Origin of the sequence: Microbacterium profundi (assembly GCF_000763375.1) — a bacterium.
Classification (GTDB): domain Bacteria; phylum Actinomycetota; class Actinomycetes; order Actinomycetales; family Microbacteriaceae; genus Microbacterium; species Microbacterium profundi.
This window is the reverse complement of record NZ_JPSY01000001.1, coordinates 859,135-873,945: the sequence shown is the minus strand read 5'-3', so window position 1 is coordinate 873,945 and position 14,811 is coordinate 859,135. Positions and strand designations below refer to the sequence as shown.

The following is a 14,811-nucleotide window of genomic DNA, read 5'->3' as shown; positions in this document are numbered from 1 at the left end:
GGGTTGAGCGAGCGTCAGCGAGTCGAAACCTTCGCCGAGCGACCCGCCTCAAGCGTTCGCGGGGCTCCAGGCCGAGACATCGTCGAGGGCGCGCAGCTCCTCCGTCGAAAGCTCCAGCCGCGCACCGGCCAGCAGATCCGCCACCTGCTCGACCCGCGACGCGCTCGCGATCGGCGCGGCGACCGTCGGCTGCGACCGCAGCCACGCCAGCGACACCGAGGTGATCGACGCGTCGTGGGCCGCGGCGACGCGCTCCAGCTCGTCGATGACGCGCAGCCCGTGCCCAGTCGCGTACTTCGCGGCTCCGCCGGCGCGTGCCGAGTCCACCGCCGAGGCGTCCGTCGAACGGTACTTCCCGGTGAGGAAGCCGCTCGCCAGCGCGTAGTACGGCACGAGGCTCAGACCGAACTCCTGAGCGACCGGCACGATGCTCTCCTCGACATCGTTACGGTGCACGAGGTTGTAATGCGGCTGTACGGCAACGGGAACGGCGGTCCCGGCATCCTGCGCGAGTGAGATCCAGGAGCGGATGCGGTCCGCGGAGTAGTTCGAGACAGCGGTGTGGCGCACCAGGCCGTCCGTGACGAGCTGACCGAACGCCGCGACAGTCTCCTCGAGCGGGGTCTCGACGTCGTCGAAGTGCGCGAAGTACACATCGATCGTCTCGACGCCGAGCCGCTTGAGCGATGCCTCGGCGGCGGCGCGGACGTTCTCGGCCGACAGCCCCTTGAACTGCGGGTGGGAGCTGACCTTCGTCGCGATCGTGATGTCAGACGGCCTCCGAGCAGCGAGCCATTCGCCGATGATCGTCTCACTCTCGCCACCGCCGTTGCCGGGCGCCCAGGCGCTGTATCCGTCGGCTGTGTCGATGAAGTCGCCACCGCCTCCGACGAACGCATCGAGAATCTCGAACGAGGCGGCGCGGTCGGCTGTCCAGCCGAATACATTGCCGCCGAGGGCGAGGGGGAGCACGTCGATATCGCTGCTGCCGAGAAGAGTCATGAAGGCTCGCTTTCTGTCGTCTGTCCCAGTCAAGCCGATGTGCGCCGGACATACTCCATCCGTGTCACGAGCGCGTAACAGTCAAGGGGGATACTGGACGCATGACGCTTCAGCAGGAGATCGCTCAGACACTTGGAGTGCGCGCCGAGATCGACCCGGCCGTCGAAGTCGAACGCCGCGTGCAGTTCCTCATCGACTACCTGACCAGGGCCGGCGCGAAGGGATTCGTGCTCGGCATCTCGGGAGGGCAGGATTCGACGCTCGCCGGCCGGCTCGCGCAACTCGCCGTCGAGCGCGTGAGATCAGGCGGCCACGAGGCGGACTTCATCGCTGTGCGCCTGCCCTACAAGGTGCAGCACGACGCGGATGACGCGACCGCCGCGCTCGGCTTCATCGCAGCGGATCGCACGGTCGAGGTGAACATCCGCAATGGCGTCGACGGCGTCGAGAAGGACATCGAGCAGGCGGCAGGCGCCGACATCACCGACTTCAACCGTGGCAACATCAAGGCCCGTATCCGCATGGTCACGCAGTATGCGCTGGCCGGACACGACGGTCACCTCGTCATCGGCACCGATCACGCGGCCGAGGCCGTGACCGGCTTCTACACGAAGTTCGGCGACGGCGCTGCGGATGTCCTGCCTCTCGCAGGCCTCACGAAGCGGCAGGGCAAGGCGCTGCTGCGTTCACTGCAAGCTCCGGAGCGGCTGTGGATGAAGATTCCCACCGCCGACCTGCTCGATGACCAGCCCGGACGCGCAGACGAGGACGAACTCGGTCTCACCTACGAGCAGATCGACGATTATCTCGAGGGGAAGCCGGTGGATGCTGCGGCAGCAGCCCGGCTCGAGGGAAAGTACCTCGCCACTCAGCACAAGCGCCACCTGCCGGTCACACCCGACGACGACTGGTGGCGCTGAGCGCACTGCCCGCGGCTGCTACGCGGGGTGTTGAGCTCGCGACTGCTACGCGGGGCGTTGAGTTCGCGACTGCTACGCGGGGCGTTGAGTTCGCGACTGCTACGCGGGGTGTTGAGCTCGCGACTGCTACGCGGGGCGTTGAGTTCGCGACTGCTACGCGGGGCGTTGAGTTCGCGACTGCTACGCGGGGCGTTGAGTTCGCGACTGCTACGCGGGGCGTTGAGTTCGCGACTGCTACGCGGGGCGTTGAGCGAGCCGTAGGCGAGACGAAACGGGTTGAGCGAGCGCAGCGAGTCGAAGCCTCGAAGCACCCGCAGCATCCGCTGTCTGAGCCCCCGGCTACGCTCGAGACATGCGGATCGACACTCAGGCGCAGCGCGTCATCTTCAGCGCCAGCGACCTGAAGGCGGCCGCCGAGTGCGAATTCGCCTGGGCGCGAGCGATCGACGCGAAGCTCGGCCGCGTGCCTCGAGTAGTAGAGCCGGAAGACGCCACCCTCGCACGCGCGGCCCAGCTCGGTGATCTGCACGAGGTGAAGGTCCTCGAGGCCTATCGTGAGCGCTTCGGGACGGATGCTGTGCACGAGGTCCCCAAGGTTTCGTCCGCAGAGGCGTCGTCTCTCGCCGCGGCCGTCGCCGAGACCGGCAATGCGCTGCGTTCCGACGCGAAGGTGCTCTTCCAGGCAGCGTTCTCGACCGACGAGTTCGTCGGCTTCGCCGACTTCCTGCTGCGAGAAGACGACGGATCGTGGCGCGTTCAGGATTCGAAGCTCGCTCGGACGGCGCGTGTCACCGCTCTCATGCAGCTTGCGGCATATGTCGATCAACTCGACGGTCTCGGCATCCCGCGCTCCGACTGGGTCGACCTCATCCTCGGTGACGGAACCATCAGCACGCATGAGGTGGACGACCTGCTGCCCCTGTTCCACGTGCGCCGTGCGCGCCTGCGCGCGCTGATCGCGGACCGGCGGGTCGAGAGCGGCGGCGAAGGCGAGGCCCTCGCCTGGGGCGATGACCGCGGTGACCTCGAGATCGTGGCGTGCGGGCGCTGCGCCACGTGCACGGAGCAGGTGGATGCGCACCGCGACCTGCTCATGGTCGCGCGCATGCGTCCGGTGCAGCGCGCACGGCTGCGAGCCGCCGGCATCGAGACGATCGATGACCTGGCCGAGGCGGTCACCACTCCTGCCGGCATGAACGTCGACACCTTCGAGTCGCTGCGTGCACAGGCGCGCCTGCAGCTGCGTGCCGATGCCGACGATGCGCCGACGTTCGACGTCTATCATCCCGGAGCCATCCACACGCTGCCCCGACCGAGTCGCGGAGACATCTTCTTCGACTTCGAAGGCGACCCGCTCTACACCGAGCCCGCGGGCGACGGACACGCGCAGTGGGGCATCGACTATCTGTTCGGCTGGGTCGACAACGAAGACCAGTACACACCGCTGTGGGCTCACACCTTCGCCGACGAGAAGATCGCACTCGAGCAGTTCCTCGACTTCGTCGATGCGCGCCGCGCCGCTCATCCCGACATGCACATCTACCACTACGCACCGTACGAGACCTCGCATCTCGTCGCGATGGCCGCGCGCTACGGCGTCCGCGAATCCGACGTGGACAGGCTGTTGCGCGAGGGCGTGTTCGTCGACCTGTACCCGCTCGTGCTGCGCACCGTGCGGGTCGGCTCGCGCTCGTACTCGATCAAGAAGCTCGAACCGCTGTACATGGGCGAAGAGGTGCGCACCAGCGACGTGCAGAAGGGCGACGACTCGATCGTGCAGTACGTGGCCGCTCGAGCCCTCGCCGAAGCGGGGGAGAGGGCCGAGGCCGAGTCGGTGCTCGACGACCTCGCCGACTACAACCGCTACGACTGCGTGTCGACGCGGCGGCTGCGCAACTGGCTCATCGAGATCGCGAAGCAGAAGGGCGTGAGCCCCGCGCCGCCCGACGAGACCGAAGATCTCGTGTACGAACCGTCGCATCGATCCGTCGCCCTGCTCGCCGATGCCGAACGAGACGTCGAAGCCGGTGGCGACGGTGAGGTGCATCGCGTCGCAGCGGCCGCGATCGACTACTACCCGCGCGAGGCGAAGAGTTTCTGGGTGGGGCATTTCCAGCGTCTCCGCGAACCTGTGTCGATGTGGGATCAGACCCGTGACGTCATTCGGGTGGACGCAGGACAGAGCACCCTTCGTCGCGATTGGACCGTCGAAGAGGGGCGCCGCGTCGCCTCACGCGAGATCGAGATCCGTGGCGAGATCTCACCGGGAACGACGCTCGGCGCAGGGGCGAATCCCTTCGCGCTGTACCCGTTCCCTGCGCCGTTCGACATCGAGGCGCCTTCGCGCGCCGTGCACGTCGCACGTGCGATCACGGTCGCCGAGGTGCTCGATGACGGCTACGTCATCACCGAGACCGCGGTGGGCGGGCAGACCTGGGACGAGTTCCCGGTCGCGCTCACTCCGGCGGCTCCGCCACGTGTGGTGTCGCTGCAGGGTGCGATCGACGAGTGGGCGGATGCCGTGCACGAGGCGGCACCGTCGTTCCCGGCGGATGCGGCGGCCGACATCCTGCGCCGCATCCCGCCACGCACGCGGTCGGGGAACGGCCTTCCCGTAGTGGCCGGTGGCGCAATGGGCGCTAACGGTGGCGCGGGCATCGATCGTGGCGCGGGCATCGACGGTGGCGCGGGCATCGAAGGTGACGCGGGCATCAAGGGTGGTGTGGGCGGCGTCGACAGGATCGACGCGATCGTGCGGGGTGTGCTCGATCTCGACCGCAGCTATCTCGCGGTGCAGGGCCCCCCAGGCACAGGCAAGACCTATACCGGATCGCGCGTCATCGCCCGGCTCGTGAACGAGCACGGGTACCGCATCGGTGTCGTGGCGCAGTCGCACGCGATCATCGAGACCCTGCTCGACCGCATCGTCGCAGACGGAGTACCGCCAGGGCAGGTCGCGAAGGCGCCGAAAGACAAAGACAGCGATCCGAAGTACACCGCGATCCCGAAGACCGGCATGGCGTCGTTCCTCGCCGAGCATGCGGGGCAGGGCGTCGTCGTCGGCGGCACGGCATGGGACTTCAGCAACACCGCTCGCGTCGAACGGGACGGCCTCGATCTGCTCGTGATCGACGAGGCAGGGCAGTTCTCGCTCGCCTCGACGATCGCCGTCGCGGCGGGAGCGAAGAGCCTGCTGCTGCTCGGCGATCCGCAGCAGCTGCCGCAGGTGAGCCAGGGTGCGCATCCGGAGCCGGTCGACACCTCGGCTCTCGGCTGGGTGATGGACGGCGATGCGGTCATCCGCCCCGAATACGGGTACTTCCTTGATCGCAGCTGGCGGATGCATCCGGCGGTCGCCGCGCCGGTGTCGCGGCTGTCGTACGCCGGACAGCTCGCGTCAGCGCCCGGCACCGATCAGCGCGCAGTTGCGGGCATCGAGCCGGGACTGCACGTCATCTCGCTGCGTCATCGCCGCAACGCGACCCAATCGCCGGAGGAGGCCGCCGAAGTCGTGCGGATCGTGCGCGATCTGCTCGGGCGGGAGTTCACCGAACCCGATGCTGCGCCGCGTCCGCTGTCAGAGGCGGACATCATCGTGGTCGCGCCGTACAACGCGCAGAAGCAGCTCGTGATCGACGCGCTCGCAGCCGAGGGTATGACCGGTGTGCCGGTCGGTACCGTCGACAACTTCCAGGGCAAGGAAGCGGCGGTCTCGATCACGACGCTCGCGGCGTCCAGCGGTCGGGACGCCCCGCGCGGGCCGGAGTTCCTGCTGCTGCAGAACCGTCTGAACGTCGCGATCTCTCGCGCGCAGGTGGCGGCGTACCTCATCCACTCGCCGGCGCTGCTCGACGATCTGCCCCGTACACCGGAGGGCGTCGCGCGGATGAGTGCGTTCGCGCGCCTGGTCGGCGCCGATCAGGCGTGAGTGCGGGGAGCGCTCGTGGCCGTGGCGCGTACCGTGCCGTGCTGGCTGAGAGGCTGCGTGCGAGCGCCGAACTCGGCGCGACGACGGCCATCGTGAAGGGCCGCATCGCCACATGGGCGCCGATTCTCACCAGAGTCGGATTCGAGCGGTTCGGTGACGAACGCGCCTACCGCCTGACGGTGACTTAGACGATCTCAGACCGTGCCGTACAAGCGATCACCCGCGTCGCCGAGGCCGGGCACGATGTAGCCCTTCTCGTTGAGCCGCTCGTCCAGCGCGCCGAGCACGAGAGTCACATCCCGATCGCCGACCATCTTCTCGATGGCCTCGACGCCCTCCGGGGTGCCGAGCAGGCAGATCGCCGTGACATCCTGCGCGCCGCGCTTGAACAGGAACTCGATCGCGGCACCGAGTGATCCGCCGGTCGCGAGCATCGGATCGATCGCGAAGCACTGGCGATCGCTGAGGTCGTCTGGCAGGCGCTCGGCGTAGGTCGTCGGCTCGAACGTCGTCTCGTCGCGCACCATGCCGAGGAACCCGACCTCTGCGGTGGGGAGGAGTTTGACCATGCCCTCCAGCATCCCGAGTCCGGCACGCAGGATCGGGACGACGATCGGGCGCGGCTCGGAGATCTTCACGCCCATGGTGGTGGTCACAGGGGTGGTGATCTCGACCGGTGACACCTTGACGTTGCGCGTCGCCTCATAGGCGAGCAGCGTCACCAGCTCTTCGGTCAGCTGCCGGAAGACCGGCGAGGGGGTGCGCACATCGCGCAGCACCGTGAGCTTGTGGGTGATGAGGGGGTGGTCCGCCACGTGAACACGCATAGGTCAAGGGTAATGCGTCACGCGGTCGGATCCGGATGCTCGATATCGAGCCGCACGCGCTGAGCGGCGAATCGTGTGACGAGGTGCTGCAGAGGCGTGCCGTCCGGCAGGGCGTCGAGCGCTTCTGTGACCAGCACGATCGCCCCGGAGCAGAGTCCGAGCAGCCCCGACTCTGTGGCGGTGGCGTGCCGCGCGGAGACCACTGTCGACACGCGCACATAGTCGTCCACCCCGCTCGCGCGCAGCGCCGCCGTGATCGACGAGGTGCGTCGCAGCGACGCGGCGATGTCGGGAAGGCGAGCGGCGTCGAACCAGCGTGATCCGAGAGCGAACGGTTCGCCGTCGACGGTCCTGAGCGATTCGACCCGAACGGCCAGGCCGTCATCGGCGATGCCGAGCCTGCGGGCGATGTGTGCCGGCGCGGTCTCCAGCGCACTCTCGATCACTCGTCCGGAGGGCTGATGACCGTTGCCGAGGCTCGTCGAGAGGCGTGTGCGCATGCCGATGCGGTGCACGTGCACGGCGCTGCTCGTGACGAACGTGCCACTGCCCCTGCGCGATTCGATCAGGCCTTCGGCCGCGAGAGAAGCGAGAGCCTGCCGCGCGGTGTGCCGATTGACGCCGAAACGCGTGGCCAATGCGCTCTCCGGCGGAAGCCGATCGCCGGTCTGCAGCCGGCCCTCCGTGATGTCGGCACGCAGTTCCTCGGCGATGAGTCGCCACGCCGAGTACCCGGTCGGCCGGGTCGGTGTCGCATCACTCACGGCAGCCTCCTCGTGCTCGTTCATGGGAAGTTCACGCGATCGTCGCCGTAGCGACCCGTCTGCCGCTTCCCTTTCTCACATCCTGCCATTAGCGTGATAGTTGTCTAGACCAATAGACAACTTTAGGAGGCGCGATGGATCGGCATGACGAGACGGGGCCGGACGAGGCGGGGCCGGACGAGACGGGGCCCGATGAGACGGCACGACGGCGCACCGCACGCGTGCTCGCCAATGCTGCGGAAGCCGACCTGGCCGCGCTCTGGGGTGCGTGGCCGGACCAGCCGGAGATCGAGTTCGTCCGCGGCCCCGAGTCTGGGCTGGTCATGGCGCAAGGACGCATCGGCGGCACCGGCGACCGGTTCAACGTCGGCGAGGCCACCGTCAGCCGCGCGACCGTCGTCGCACGCGGGCTCGGCCCGGAGACGGTGGGGACCGCGTACGTGCTGGGGAGTCATCCGGAGCACGCGGGTCTCGCCGCGATCTTCGATGCGCTGCTCGCGGGGGACGCGCGCCAACGCGTTCTCGACGAGGTCATCGTGCCGCTCGAGCGGGCACAGGTCGAGCGCGACGCCCGCTCGCGCGCCGACGCCCGCAGCACGGTGGTGGATTTCTTCACCGTCGCGAGGGAGAACTCCGGACCGGACTTCGGCCTCGAAGAGGAGGACGACGAATGACCACGCGAATCGAAGCGCGCACGACTGCCCTGATGTCGGCCGGCGAGCGGCACCTTCCGGGGTTCGCCGATCCGGTACAGGATGCGCAGCACGTCTTCAGGGCAGTGCTCGGCGCATTCGCGCGTCCGACGCTCCCGCAGCCCCTCGAACCGGGAATCACGGACCGCGTCGCGCCATTGAGCCCCGGCGCGGGAGCGCTGCTTCTGGCACTGTGCGACGAGCAGACCCCGATCTGGCTCGACCCTGCGCTGAGCGCCTCGGATGATGTGTGCGCCTGGCTGCGCTTCCATACCGGCGTTCGCCTGGTGGATGCGCCCTGTGATGCCCTGTTCGTGGTCGCATCCTCACCGTCGACTGTCCCGCAGCTCGGCGATCTCGCATCCGGAACCGACGAAGAACCGCACCGCTCGGCGACCGTCGTGATCGACGCGACCGGCGCTCGGGGTACCGGCGACTTCGTGGCGACCGGTCCCGGCGTGAACGGCTCGGTCTCCTGGGACGGCGCCGGTCTGCCGTCCGGCTTCCTGGCGCAGTGGCAGCAGAACCACTCGCACTTCCCACGCGGCATCGACCTCATCCTCGTCGCCGACGATTCCGTACGAGCCCTGCCCCGCAGCATCCGCCTGCAGGGCGCCGAGAACCGGAGCGCCTGATGTACGTCGCAGTCAAGGGCGGAGAGAAGGCGATCGCCAACGCGCACGCCCTGCTCGCCCGACGGGGACGCGGCGAGGAGTCGTCAGCGCGCGTCGACTACACGCAGGTACGCGATCAGCTGGGCGTGCTCGTCTCACGCGTGATGGCAGAGGGCTCGCTCTACGATCCCGACCTCGCGGCGAAGGCTCTGCTGCAGGCGCAGGGCGATGTGCTCGAGGCCGTCACCCTGCTGCGTTCGTACCGCACGACGCTGCCGCGCTTCGGGGTCACCGTCGCGATCGACACCGCCGGGCTGCCGCCCGAGCGGCGGGTTTCCGCGACGTTCAAGGACATTCCGGGCGGCCAACAGCTCGGCGCCACGTTCGACTACACGCACCGTCTGCTCGCCGACGAACTCGCCGACGGCATCCCCGACGATCCCACGACGTCCGAGACGTCGGCATCCGGTGGCGACGAACAGGACGCCGACACCGAGCGGATGCCGCGCGTCACCGACCTGCTCGGTGTCGACGCGCTCATCGAACCGGATCGTGCGGACGGCGAGGACTGGACCGATCCGGATCCGGCCGACCTCACCCGCGAACCCACCGTCTATCCGATGAGCCGCGCCGAACGCCTGCAGGCGCTCAGCCGAGGGGATGAGGGCTTCCTGCTCTCGCTCGGCTATTCGACTCAGCGCGGCTTCGGGCGCACGCATCCCTTCGTGGGCGAGGTGCGCGTGGGCGAGGTCGAGATCGATTTCGACGCACCGGAGATCGGGCACCCGGTGCCCATCGGGCGCATCGAGGTCACGGAATGCCAGATGGTCAGCCAGTTCGTCGGCGGGGCCGATCGTCCCGCGCAGTTCACCCGCGGATACGGTCTCGTGTTCGGCCGCGCCGAGCGCAAGGCCATGTCGATGTCGCTCATCGACCGTGCCCTGCGGCACGAGGAGTTCGGGGAGCGGGCCGACGCACCAGCCCAGGACGAGGAGTTCGTCATCAGCCACGCCGACAACGTGCAGGCTGCGGGGTTCGTGGAGCACCTCAAGCTCCCGCACTACGTCGACTTCCAGGGCGAGCTGGTGCTCATCCGCCGGCTGCATGAAGAATTCAACGAACGTGCACGGGGGCAGCAGCCATGAGCGAGCCGCGAATCGTCTACAACGAGGGCTACCTCGACGAGCAGACCAAGCGCGTCGTGCGCAGGGCGCTGCTGAAGGGTGCAGCCATCCCCGGCTTCCAAGTACCGTTCGCCTCACGCGAGGTGCCGATGCCGCGCGGCTGGGGCACCGGCGGCGTGCAGGTCACCGCCTCGATCATCGGTCAGCCCGACACGCTCAAGGTGATCGACCAGGGCGCGGATGACACGACCAACGCCGTCTCGATCCGGCAGTTCTTCGAGAAGGTCGCCGGCGCCGGTGTCACGACGCGCACCGATCACGCGACGATCATCCAGACGCGCCACCGCATCCCGGAGACGCCGCTGGCCGAGGGTCAGATCATCGTCTACCAGGTGCCGATCCCCGAGCCGCTGCGCTTCCTCGAACCGCGCGAGACCGAGACCAGACGCTTGCACGCGCTCGAGGAGTACGGTCTCATGTACGTCAAGCTCTATGAGGACATCGCCCGATACGGGCACTTCGCGACGACCTACGACTACCCGGTGCTCGTCGGCGGACGCTACGTCATGGCCCCATCGCCGATCCCGAGTTTCGACAACGCGAAGATGCACCAGAGCCCGGCCCTGCAGCTGTTCGGCGCCGGACGGGAGAAGCGCATCTACGTGATCCCGCCGTACACCGACGTCGAGAGCCTCGGCTTCGAGGACTTCCCGTTCGAGCCGCAGAGCTTCGACACGCCGTGCGAGATCTGCGCGTCGGAGGGCGTGTACCTCGACGAGGTCATCATGGACGATCGCGGCACCGTGATGTACGTGTGCTCCGACACCGATCACTGTGAGCGGACCGCCGCCACGAAAGGGGCCCTGCTGTGAAAGACGACACCGGCACGGACGACGAACAGCCGCTGCTGAGCGTGACCGACGCCGGGCACGCCTACGGCGATGTCTTCGGATGCCGCAGCGTCGACTTCGACCTGTGGCCGGGTGAGGTGCTCGCGATCGTCGGCGAGTCCGGCTCCGGCAAGTCGACTCTGCTCGGAATGCTGTCGCAGCGACTCAGCATCGACGAGGGGAGCGTGCAGTACCGCACCGCTCCCGACGGCGGTCCGGGCCACGCGGCGCAGCTCGTCGACCTCTCGACGCTCAGCGAGCGCGAAGTGCGCCGTCTCTGGCGCACGGAGTGGGGCTTCGTGCACCAGAACGCCACCGATGGCCTGCGGATGCACGTGAGCGCCGGCGGGAACATCGGCGAGCCGCTCATGGCCAACGGGTGGCGTCACTACGGCCGCATCCGTGAGCAGGCCGAGCAGTGGCTCGCCCGCGTCGAGATCCCGGTGCACCGCATCGACGACGCGCCGACGACGTTCTCCGGCGGCATGCGCCAGCGCCTGCAGATCGCGCGCAATCTCGTCTTCGGCCCACGGCTGGTGTTCATGGACGAACCGACGAGCGGGCTCGACGTCTCAGTGCAGGCGCGTCTGCTCGATCTCATCCGCTCGCTCGTGGCCGACCTCGGCCTCGCCGTCGTGATCGTCACGCACGATCTCGCAGTGGCCCGCCTCATCTCGCACCGCACGCTCGTCATGAAGGATGGCGTGGTGATCGAATCCGGGCTGACCGATCGCGTGCTGGATGATCCCCAGGCCGCGTACACCCAGCTCCTCGTCTCATCGATCCTCCAGGACTGACATGAACCCGAACAGCGATATGAACCCGGATGCCGTGTTGAGCGTGCAGGACGTCTCGAAGAGCTTCACACTCCACCTGCAGGACGCACAGCGGCTGCCTGTGGTGAACGGGCTGACCTTCGACGTGCGACGGGGTACCTGCGTGGTGCTGGGCGGCGAGTCGGGATCGGGCAAGAGCTCGGTGATGAAGATGGTCTACGGCAGTTACGGCGTCGATGCCGGAAGCATCCTGCTCGCTCACGACGGCGAAGTGCTCGACCTGGCGACCGCGCAGCCACGACAGGTGCTCGCCGCGAGGCGCTCCACGATGGGCTACGTGAGTCAGTTCCTCCGCGCCGTTCCGCGCGTACCGGCGATCGATGTCGTGGCCGAGCCGCTGGTCGAGCGAGGTGCGGGTCGTGATGAGGCACGCGAGCACGCCGGCGAGCTGCTCGCGCGTCTCAGCATCCCCGAGCGCCTTTGGGCGCTGCCACCCGCCACGTTCTCCGGAGGTGAACGGCAGCGCGTGAACATCGCGCGCGGTTTCGTCGTCGAGCGATCCCTGCTGCTGCTCGACGAGCCGACGGCATCCCTCGACGCCCGCAACCGCCAGGTCGTGATCGAGCTGGTGCGCGAGAGCGTCGCACGCGGCGTCGGCATCCTGGCGATCTTCCACGACGCGGACGTGCGCGAAGCGGTCGCGGACGTGACTGTCGATGTGCAGGCTTTCGCGGCTCCGCAGGAGCCGGACTCCGACGCGCGCCGCGAAGCCGACCCGAGTCGAGAGGGGATCGCCGCATGACACGGTATGCCGTGTACGCCGTGCCCGGACTGCTCGGCGAGAGCGATGATCCGATCGCCGCGGGCCTGCGGAGCACTGTCGAGGCCTGGTACGCGAGGCCGGAGTTCCACGACCTCACCGTCGACGCGCGCCGCTACGGCTTCCATGCGACCCTCAAGGCGCCGTTCCGCCTCGCGGGCGGACGCACCGAAGCCGATCTGCGGGCGGCCGCCGATGCGTTCGCCGCCTCTCACCACTGCGTGCTCCTCCCCGCGTTGCGACCCGCGAACCTCGGTCGCTTCCGCGCGTTGCTCCCGCACGGCGATGACTCGGCGATCCGGATGCTGGCCGACGAGGCCGTGCGCTCATTCGATGTCTTCCGGGCGGAGCTCGACGATGCCGATATCCGGCGCCGACGACCGGAGACGCTCTCAGCGCGCGAGCGCGTGCTCTTCGAGCAGTGGGGCTACCCGTACGTGTTCGAGGAGTTCCGCTTCCACCTGACGCTGACCGACCCCATCCCGCCGGCGCGCGAGAGCGAGATCGACAGTGCCATCGCTGCGCATTTCGCGAAGGACGGCCACGGTTGCGACGTCCTGCTCCGCTCGATCGCGCTGTTCATCGAGCGCGAGCCTGGTGCGCCGTTCGAAGTGCTCTCCGCCCATCCCCTCGCCACCCCATCCGCTGACGCCGACCTGCAGGAGACCGCCTGATGCCCCTCGCGTCCTCATCCCTCACCAACGCCCGCGTCGTCGTGGGCGACGAAGTGATCCACGGTTCGCTGCGCATCGAGGACGGGGTCATCGCCGAGATCTCCGACGACCCGACGCGTGCCGGCACCGACCTGAACGGCGACTTCCTCATGCCCGGCATCGTCGAACTGCACACGGATCAGGTCGAGACCCACTTCCAGCCACGGCCGAAGCGCTACTGGGACCCGATCACCGCAGTGATCGCGCATGACGCGCAGATGGCTGCCTCCGGCATGACCACGGTCCTCGACGCACTGCGCATCGGCACCGGCCCGACCGACGGCAATCGCATGGCGGCGAACGCGAAGATGCTGATGGATGCTGTCATCCATGCGGCCGAGTCGGGTCTGCTGCGCGCCGACCACTTCGTGCACCTGCGCTGCGAGGTCTCCACTGCCGATGTCGTCGAGGTCTTCGATGAGGTCGGAGGCCACGACCGGGTGCGGATGATCTCGCTCATGGATCACACGCCTGGGCAGCGTCAGTATGCGGATGTCGAGGCGTTCCGCACGTACATGGTCGGCAAGGGGCGGCTGCTCGAGACCGAGTTCGACGCGCACGTCGAAGAGCTGCATCGGCTGTCCGGGCTCTACGCAGGCCGGCATCGCAAACAGATGGCAGAGCGCGCCGGGGTGCGGAGCATCACCATGGCCGCGCACGACGATGCGACGCAGGCGCACGTGGACGAGGCCTCGGCACTTGGTGTGCGGATCTCGGAGTTCCCGACGACGGTGGACGCGGCGCGCGCCGCTCGCGCAGCGGGGCAGCTGGTCGTGTCCGGCGCGCCGAACATCGTCCGCGACGGGTCGCACTCGGGCAACGTCGCCGCCGTCGAGCTGCTCCGCGCGGGACTTCTCGACATCCTCTCGAGCGACTATGTGCCGGCGAGCACGCTCCAGGCCGCGTTCCTGCTGGTCGCGCGAGGAGAGACGACGCTGCCGCAGGCGTCGCGCCTGCTCAGCGCGAACCCCGCACGCGCGATCGGCCTCGACGACCGCGGCGTCATAGAGACCGGCCTGCGGGCAGACCTGATCCGCGTGCACGCGTACGAGGGGGCGTCGAGCGAGCAGCATCCGCTCGGGTCTCCGGTGCCGATCGTGCGCAGCGTCTGGCGCGAGGGCGAGCGGGTCGCGTGAGCGGCGCCTTCGTCGCGGTGGTCGGGGCGAGCGGATCGGGCAAGGACTCCGTCATCGGCGCCGCCCGTGATCTGCTCGCCGATCAGGACGAGGGCTTCGTCTTCCCTCGCCGGCTCATCACCCGACCCGTCGGTGCGGGCGAGGACCATCTGCCCGTCAGTGAAGCCGATTTCACTCGGATCGAGAGCGAGGGCGGGTTCGCGCTGAGCTGGCGAGGCACGGCCTCGCCTACGGGCTGCCCGCCGCAGTCGTCGACGCCGTCCGGGCTGGTGATGTGGTGGTGGCGAACATCTCCAGGGGAGTGCTGAACCGGCTCACCGAGCGCTTCGAGCGTTCCGCCGTGATCAGAGTCTGCGTGCCGGAGGAACAGCGTCGCGCGCGCCTCGCCCGCCGCGGTCGAGAGGCGGATGCCGAGATCCAGGCCCGGATGGACAGACCGGATCCCGCGCCTGACACCCGGATCGACCTCGAGATCGTCAATGACGGCGCGCTCGAGGATGCCGGCCGCACGCTCGCCGACTTCCTGCGTGGCATCTCGCCGGCGCGTCAGTCCGCGCACATCGGACGTGCTGCTGCTACGCCCGACGGAGGCTGCGACGCCTGAC

At 68.4% G+C, this 14,811-nt stretch carries 16 protein-coding genes; 13 read left to right on the top strand and 3 right to left on the bottom strand.

The window, feature by feature from the left end; genetic code table 11:
- Positions 1-48 precede the first annotated feature (48 nt).
- Positions 49-1,002: an aldo/keto reductase gene (locus tag JF52_RS0104065; protein ID WP_033105142.1), complete on the bottom strand. Its 954-nt coding sequence runs from the start codon at positions 1,000-1,002 to the stop codon at positions 49-51.
- Between the two features lie 101 nt (positions 1,003-1,103).
- Here JF52_RS0104065 and nadE point away from each other — a divergent pair, with 101 nt between their 5' ends.
- The 3 genes from nadE (at position 1,104) to JF52_RS0104050 (ending at position 6,038) form a co-directional block, all read left to right on the top strand.
- A complete protein-coding gene (gene nadE, locus JF52_RS0104060) occupies positions 1,104-1,922 on the top strand; it encodes an ammonia-dependent NAD(+) synthetase (protein ID WP_033105141.1) in 819 nt (272 codons plus the stop codon).
- Between the two features lie 352 nt (positions 1,923-2,274).
- Positions 2,275-5,850, top strand: coding sequence for a TM0106 family RecB-like putative nuclease (locus tag JF52_RS0104055; RefSeq protein WP_033105140.1), 3,576 nt, complete (start codon positions 2,275-2,277; stop codon positions 5,848-5,850).
- Positions 5,847-6,038 carry a hypothetical protein gene (locus tag JF52_RS0104050; protein ID WP_033105139.1) on the top strand — a complete coding sequence of 64 codons (192 nt, stop codon included), beginning with the start codon at positions 5,847-5,849 and terminating at the stop codon, positions 6,036-6,038. The genes JF52_RS0104055 and JF52_RS0104050 overlap by 4 nt, the downstream gene beginning before the upstream one ends.
- Before the next feature lie 6 nt (positions 6,039-6,044).
- Here the strand turns inward: JF52_RS0104050 and upp are convergent, their stop codons facing one another.
- A complete protein-coding gene (upp, locus tag JF52_RS0104045; protein ID WP_033105138.1) occupies positions 6,045-6,677 on the bottom strand; it encodes a uracil phosphoribosyltransferase in 633 nt (210 codons plus the stop codon).
- A gap of 17 nt (positions 6,678-6,694) precedes the next feature.
- Positions 6,695-7,441, bottom strand: a complete 747-nt coding sequence (gene phnF / locus JF52_RS0104040; protein WP_033106285.1) for a phosphonate metabolism transcriptional regulator PhnF — start codon at positions 7,439-7,441, stop codon at positions 6,695-6,697.
- Positions 7,442-7,575: 134 nt separating this feature from the next.
- On the opposite strand from phnF, the gene phnG reads away from it, so the two are divergent.
- Genes phnG through JF52_RS17565 form a run of 10 tightly spaced genes read left to right on the top strand, consistent with a single transcriptional unit; the run spans position 7,576 to position 14,810 of the window.
- A complete protein-coding gene (gene phnG / locus JF52_RS0104035; RefSeq protein WP_084595555.1) occupies positions 7,576-8,115 on the top strand; it encodes a phosphonate C-P lyase system protein PhnG in 540 nt (179 codons plus the stop codon).
- On the top strand, positions 8,112-8,768 hold the full coding sequence (gene phnH / locus JF52_RS0104030) for a phosphonate C-P lyase system protein PhnH (protein ID WP_235272320.1): 657 nt from the start codon (positions 8,112-8,114) through the stop codon (positions 8,766-8,768). Before phnG ends, phnH begins: the two co-directional genes overlap by 4 nt.
- Positions 8,768-9,892: a carbon-phosphorus lyase complex subunit PhnI gene (locus JF52_RS0104025; protein WP_033105137.1), complete on the top strand. Its 1,125-nt coding sequence runs from the start codon at positions 8,768-8,770 to the stop codon at positions 9,890-9,892. The genes phnH and JF52_RS0104025 overlap by 1 nt, the downstream gene beginning before the upstream one ends.
- A complete protein-coding gene (locus JF52_RS0104020; RefSeq protein ID WP_033105136.1) occupies positions 9,889-10,743 on the top strand; it encodes an alpha-D-ribose 1-methylphosphonate 5-phosphate C-P-lyase PhnJ in 855 nt (284 codons plus the stop codon). Before JF52_RS0104025 ends, JF52_RS0104020 begins: the two co-directional genes overlap by 4 nt.
- Positions 10,740-11,558, top strand: a complete 819-nt coding sequence (gene phnK, locus JF52_RS0104015) for a phosphonate C-P lyase system protein PhnK (protein ID WP_033105135.1) — start codon at positions 10,740-10,742, stop codon at positions 11,556-11,558. The genes JF52_RS0104020 and phnK overlap by 4 nt, the downstream gene beginning before the upstream one ends.
- 1 nt (position 11,559) lies before the next feature.
- Entirely contained in the window at positions 11,560-12,339 is a 780-nt protein-coding gene (gene phnL / locus JF52_RS0104010; protein WP_084595553.1) for a phosphonate C-P lyase system protein PhnL, read from the top strand.
- Positions 12,336-13,031: a DUF1045 domain-containing protein gene (locus JF52_RS0104005; protein ID WP_033105134.1), complete on the top strand. Its 696-nt coding sequence runs from the start codon at positions 12,336-12,338 to the stop codon at positions 13,029-13,031. Before phnL ends, JF52_RS0104005 begins: the two co-directional genes overlap by 4 nt.
- Complete coding sequence (locus JF52_RS0104000; RefSeq protein WP_033105133.1) at positions 13,031-14,206, top strand: alpha-D-ribose 1-methylphosphonate 5-triphosphate diphosphatase; 1,176 nt, start codon at positions 13,031-13,033, stop codon at positions 14,204-14,206. The genes JF52_RS0104005 and JF52_RS0104000 overlap by 1 nt, the downstream gene beginning before the upstream one ends.
- The gene (locus tag JF52_RS17570; RefSeq protein WP_200880941.1) at positions 14,203-14,514 is read left to right on the top strand and encodes a hypothetical protein; all 312 of its coding nucleotides are present in this window, start codon (positions 14,203-14,205) and stop codon (positions 14,512-14,514) included. Before JF52_RS0104000 ends, JF52_RS17570 begins: the two co-directional genes overlap by 4 nt.
- Positions 14,487-14,810 (top strand): hypothetical protein, encoded by a 324-nt coding sequence (locus JF52_RS17565; protein ID WP_200880940.1) that lies wholly within the window; start codon positions 14,487-14,489, stop codon positions 14,808-14,810. The genes JF52_RS17570 and JF52_RS17565 overlap by 28 nt, the downstream gene beginning before the upstream one ends.
- The last annotated feature ends 1 nt before the right edge of the window (position 14,811 follow it).

Excerpts from the sequence above, each read along its gene's own strand:
- nadE (WP_033105141.1), top strand. The coding sequence starts at position 1,104 with ATGACGCTTCAGCAGGAGATCGCTCAGACACTTGGAGTGCGCGCCGAG.
- phnL (WP_084595553.1), top strand. The coding sequence starts at position 11,560 with ATGAACCCGAACAGCGATATGAACCCGGATGCCGTGTTGAGCGTGCAG.
- JF52_RS0104000 (WP_033105133.1), top strand. The coding sequence starts at position 13,031 with ATGCCCCTCGCGTCCTCATCCCTCACCAACGCCCGCGTCGTCGTGGGC.
- JF52_RS0104055 (WP_033105140.1), top strand. The coding sequence starts at position 2,275 with ATGCGGATCGACACTCAGGCGCAGCGCGTCATCTTCAGCGCCAGCGAC.
- JF52_RS0104005 (WP_033105134.1), top strand. The coding sequence starts at position 12,336 with ATGACACGGTATGCCGTGTACGCCGTGCCCGGACTGCTCGGCGAGAGC.
- phnH (WP_235272320.1), top strand. The coding sequence starts at position 8,112 with ATGACCACGCGAATCGAAGCGCGCACGACTGCCCTGATGTCGGCCGGC.
- phnG (WP_084595555.1), top strand. The coding sequence starts at position 7,576 with ATGGATCGGCATGACGAGACGGGGCCGGACGAGGCGGGGCCGGACGAG.
- JF52_RS0104020 (WP_033105136.1), top strand. The coding sequence starts at position 9,889 with ATGAGCGAGCCGCGAATCGTCTACAACGAGGGCTACCTCGACGAGCAG.
- upp (WP_033105138.1), bottom strand. The coding sequence starts at position 6,677 with ATGCGTGTTCACGTGGCGGACCACCCCCTCATCACCCACAAGCTCACG.
- JF52_RS0104025 (WP_033105137.1), top strand. The coding sequence starts at position 8,768 with ATGTACGTCGCAGTCAAGGGCGGAGAGAAGGCGATCGCCAACGCGCAC.
- JF52_RS0104065 (WP_033105142.1), bottom strand. The coding sequence starts at position 1,002 with ATGACTCTTCTCGGCAGCAGCGATATCGACGTGCTCCCCCTCGCCCTC.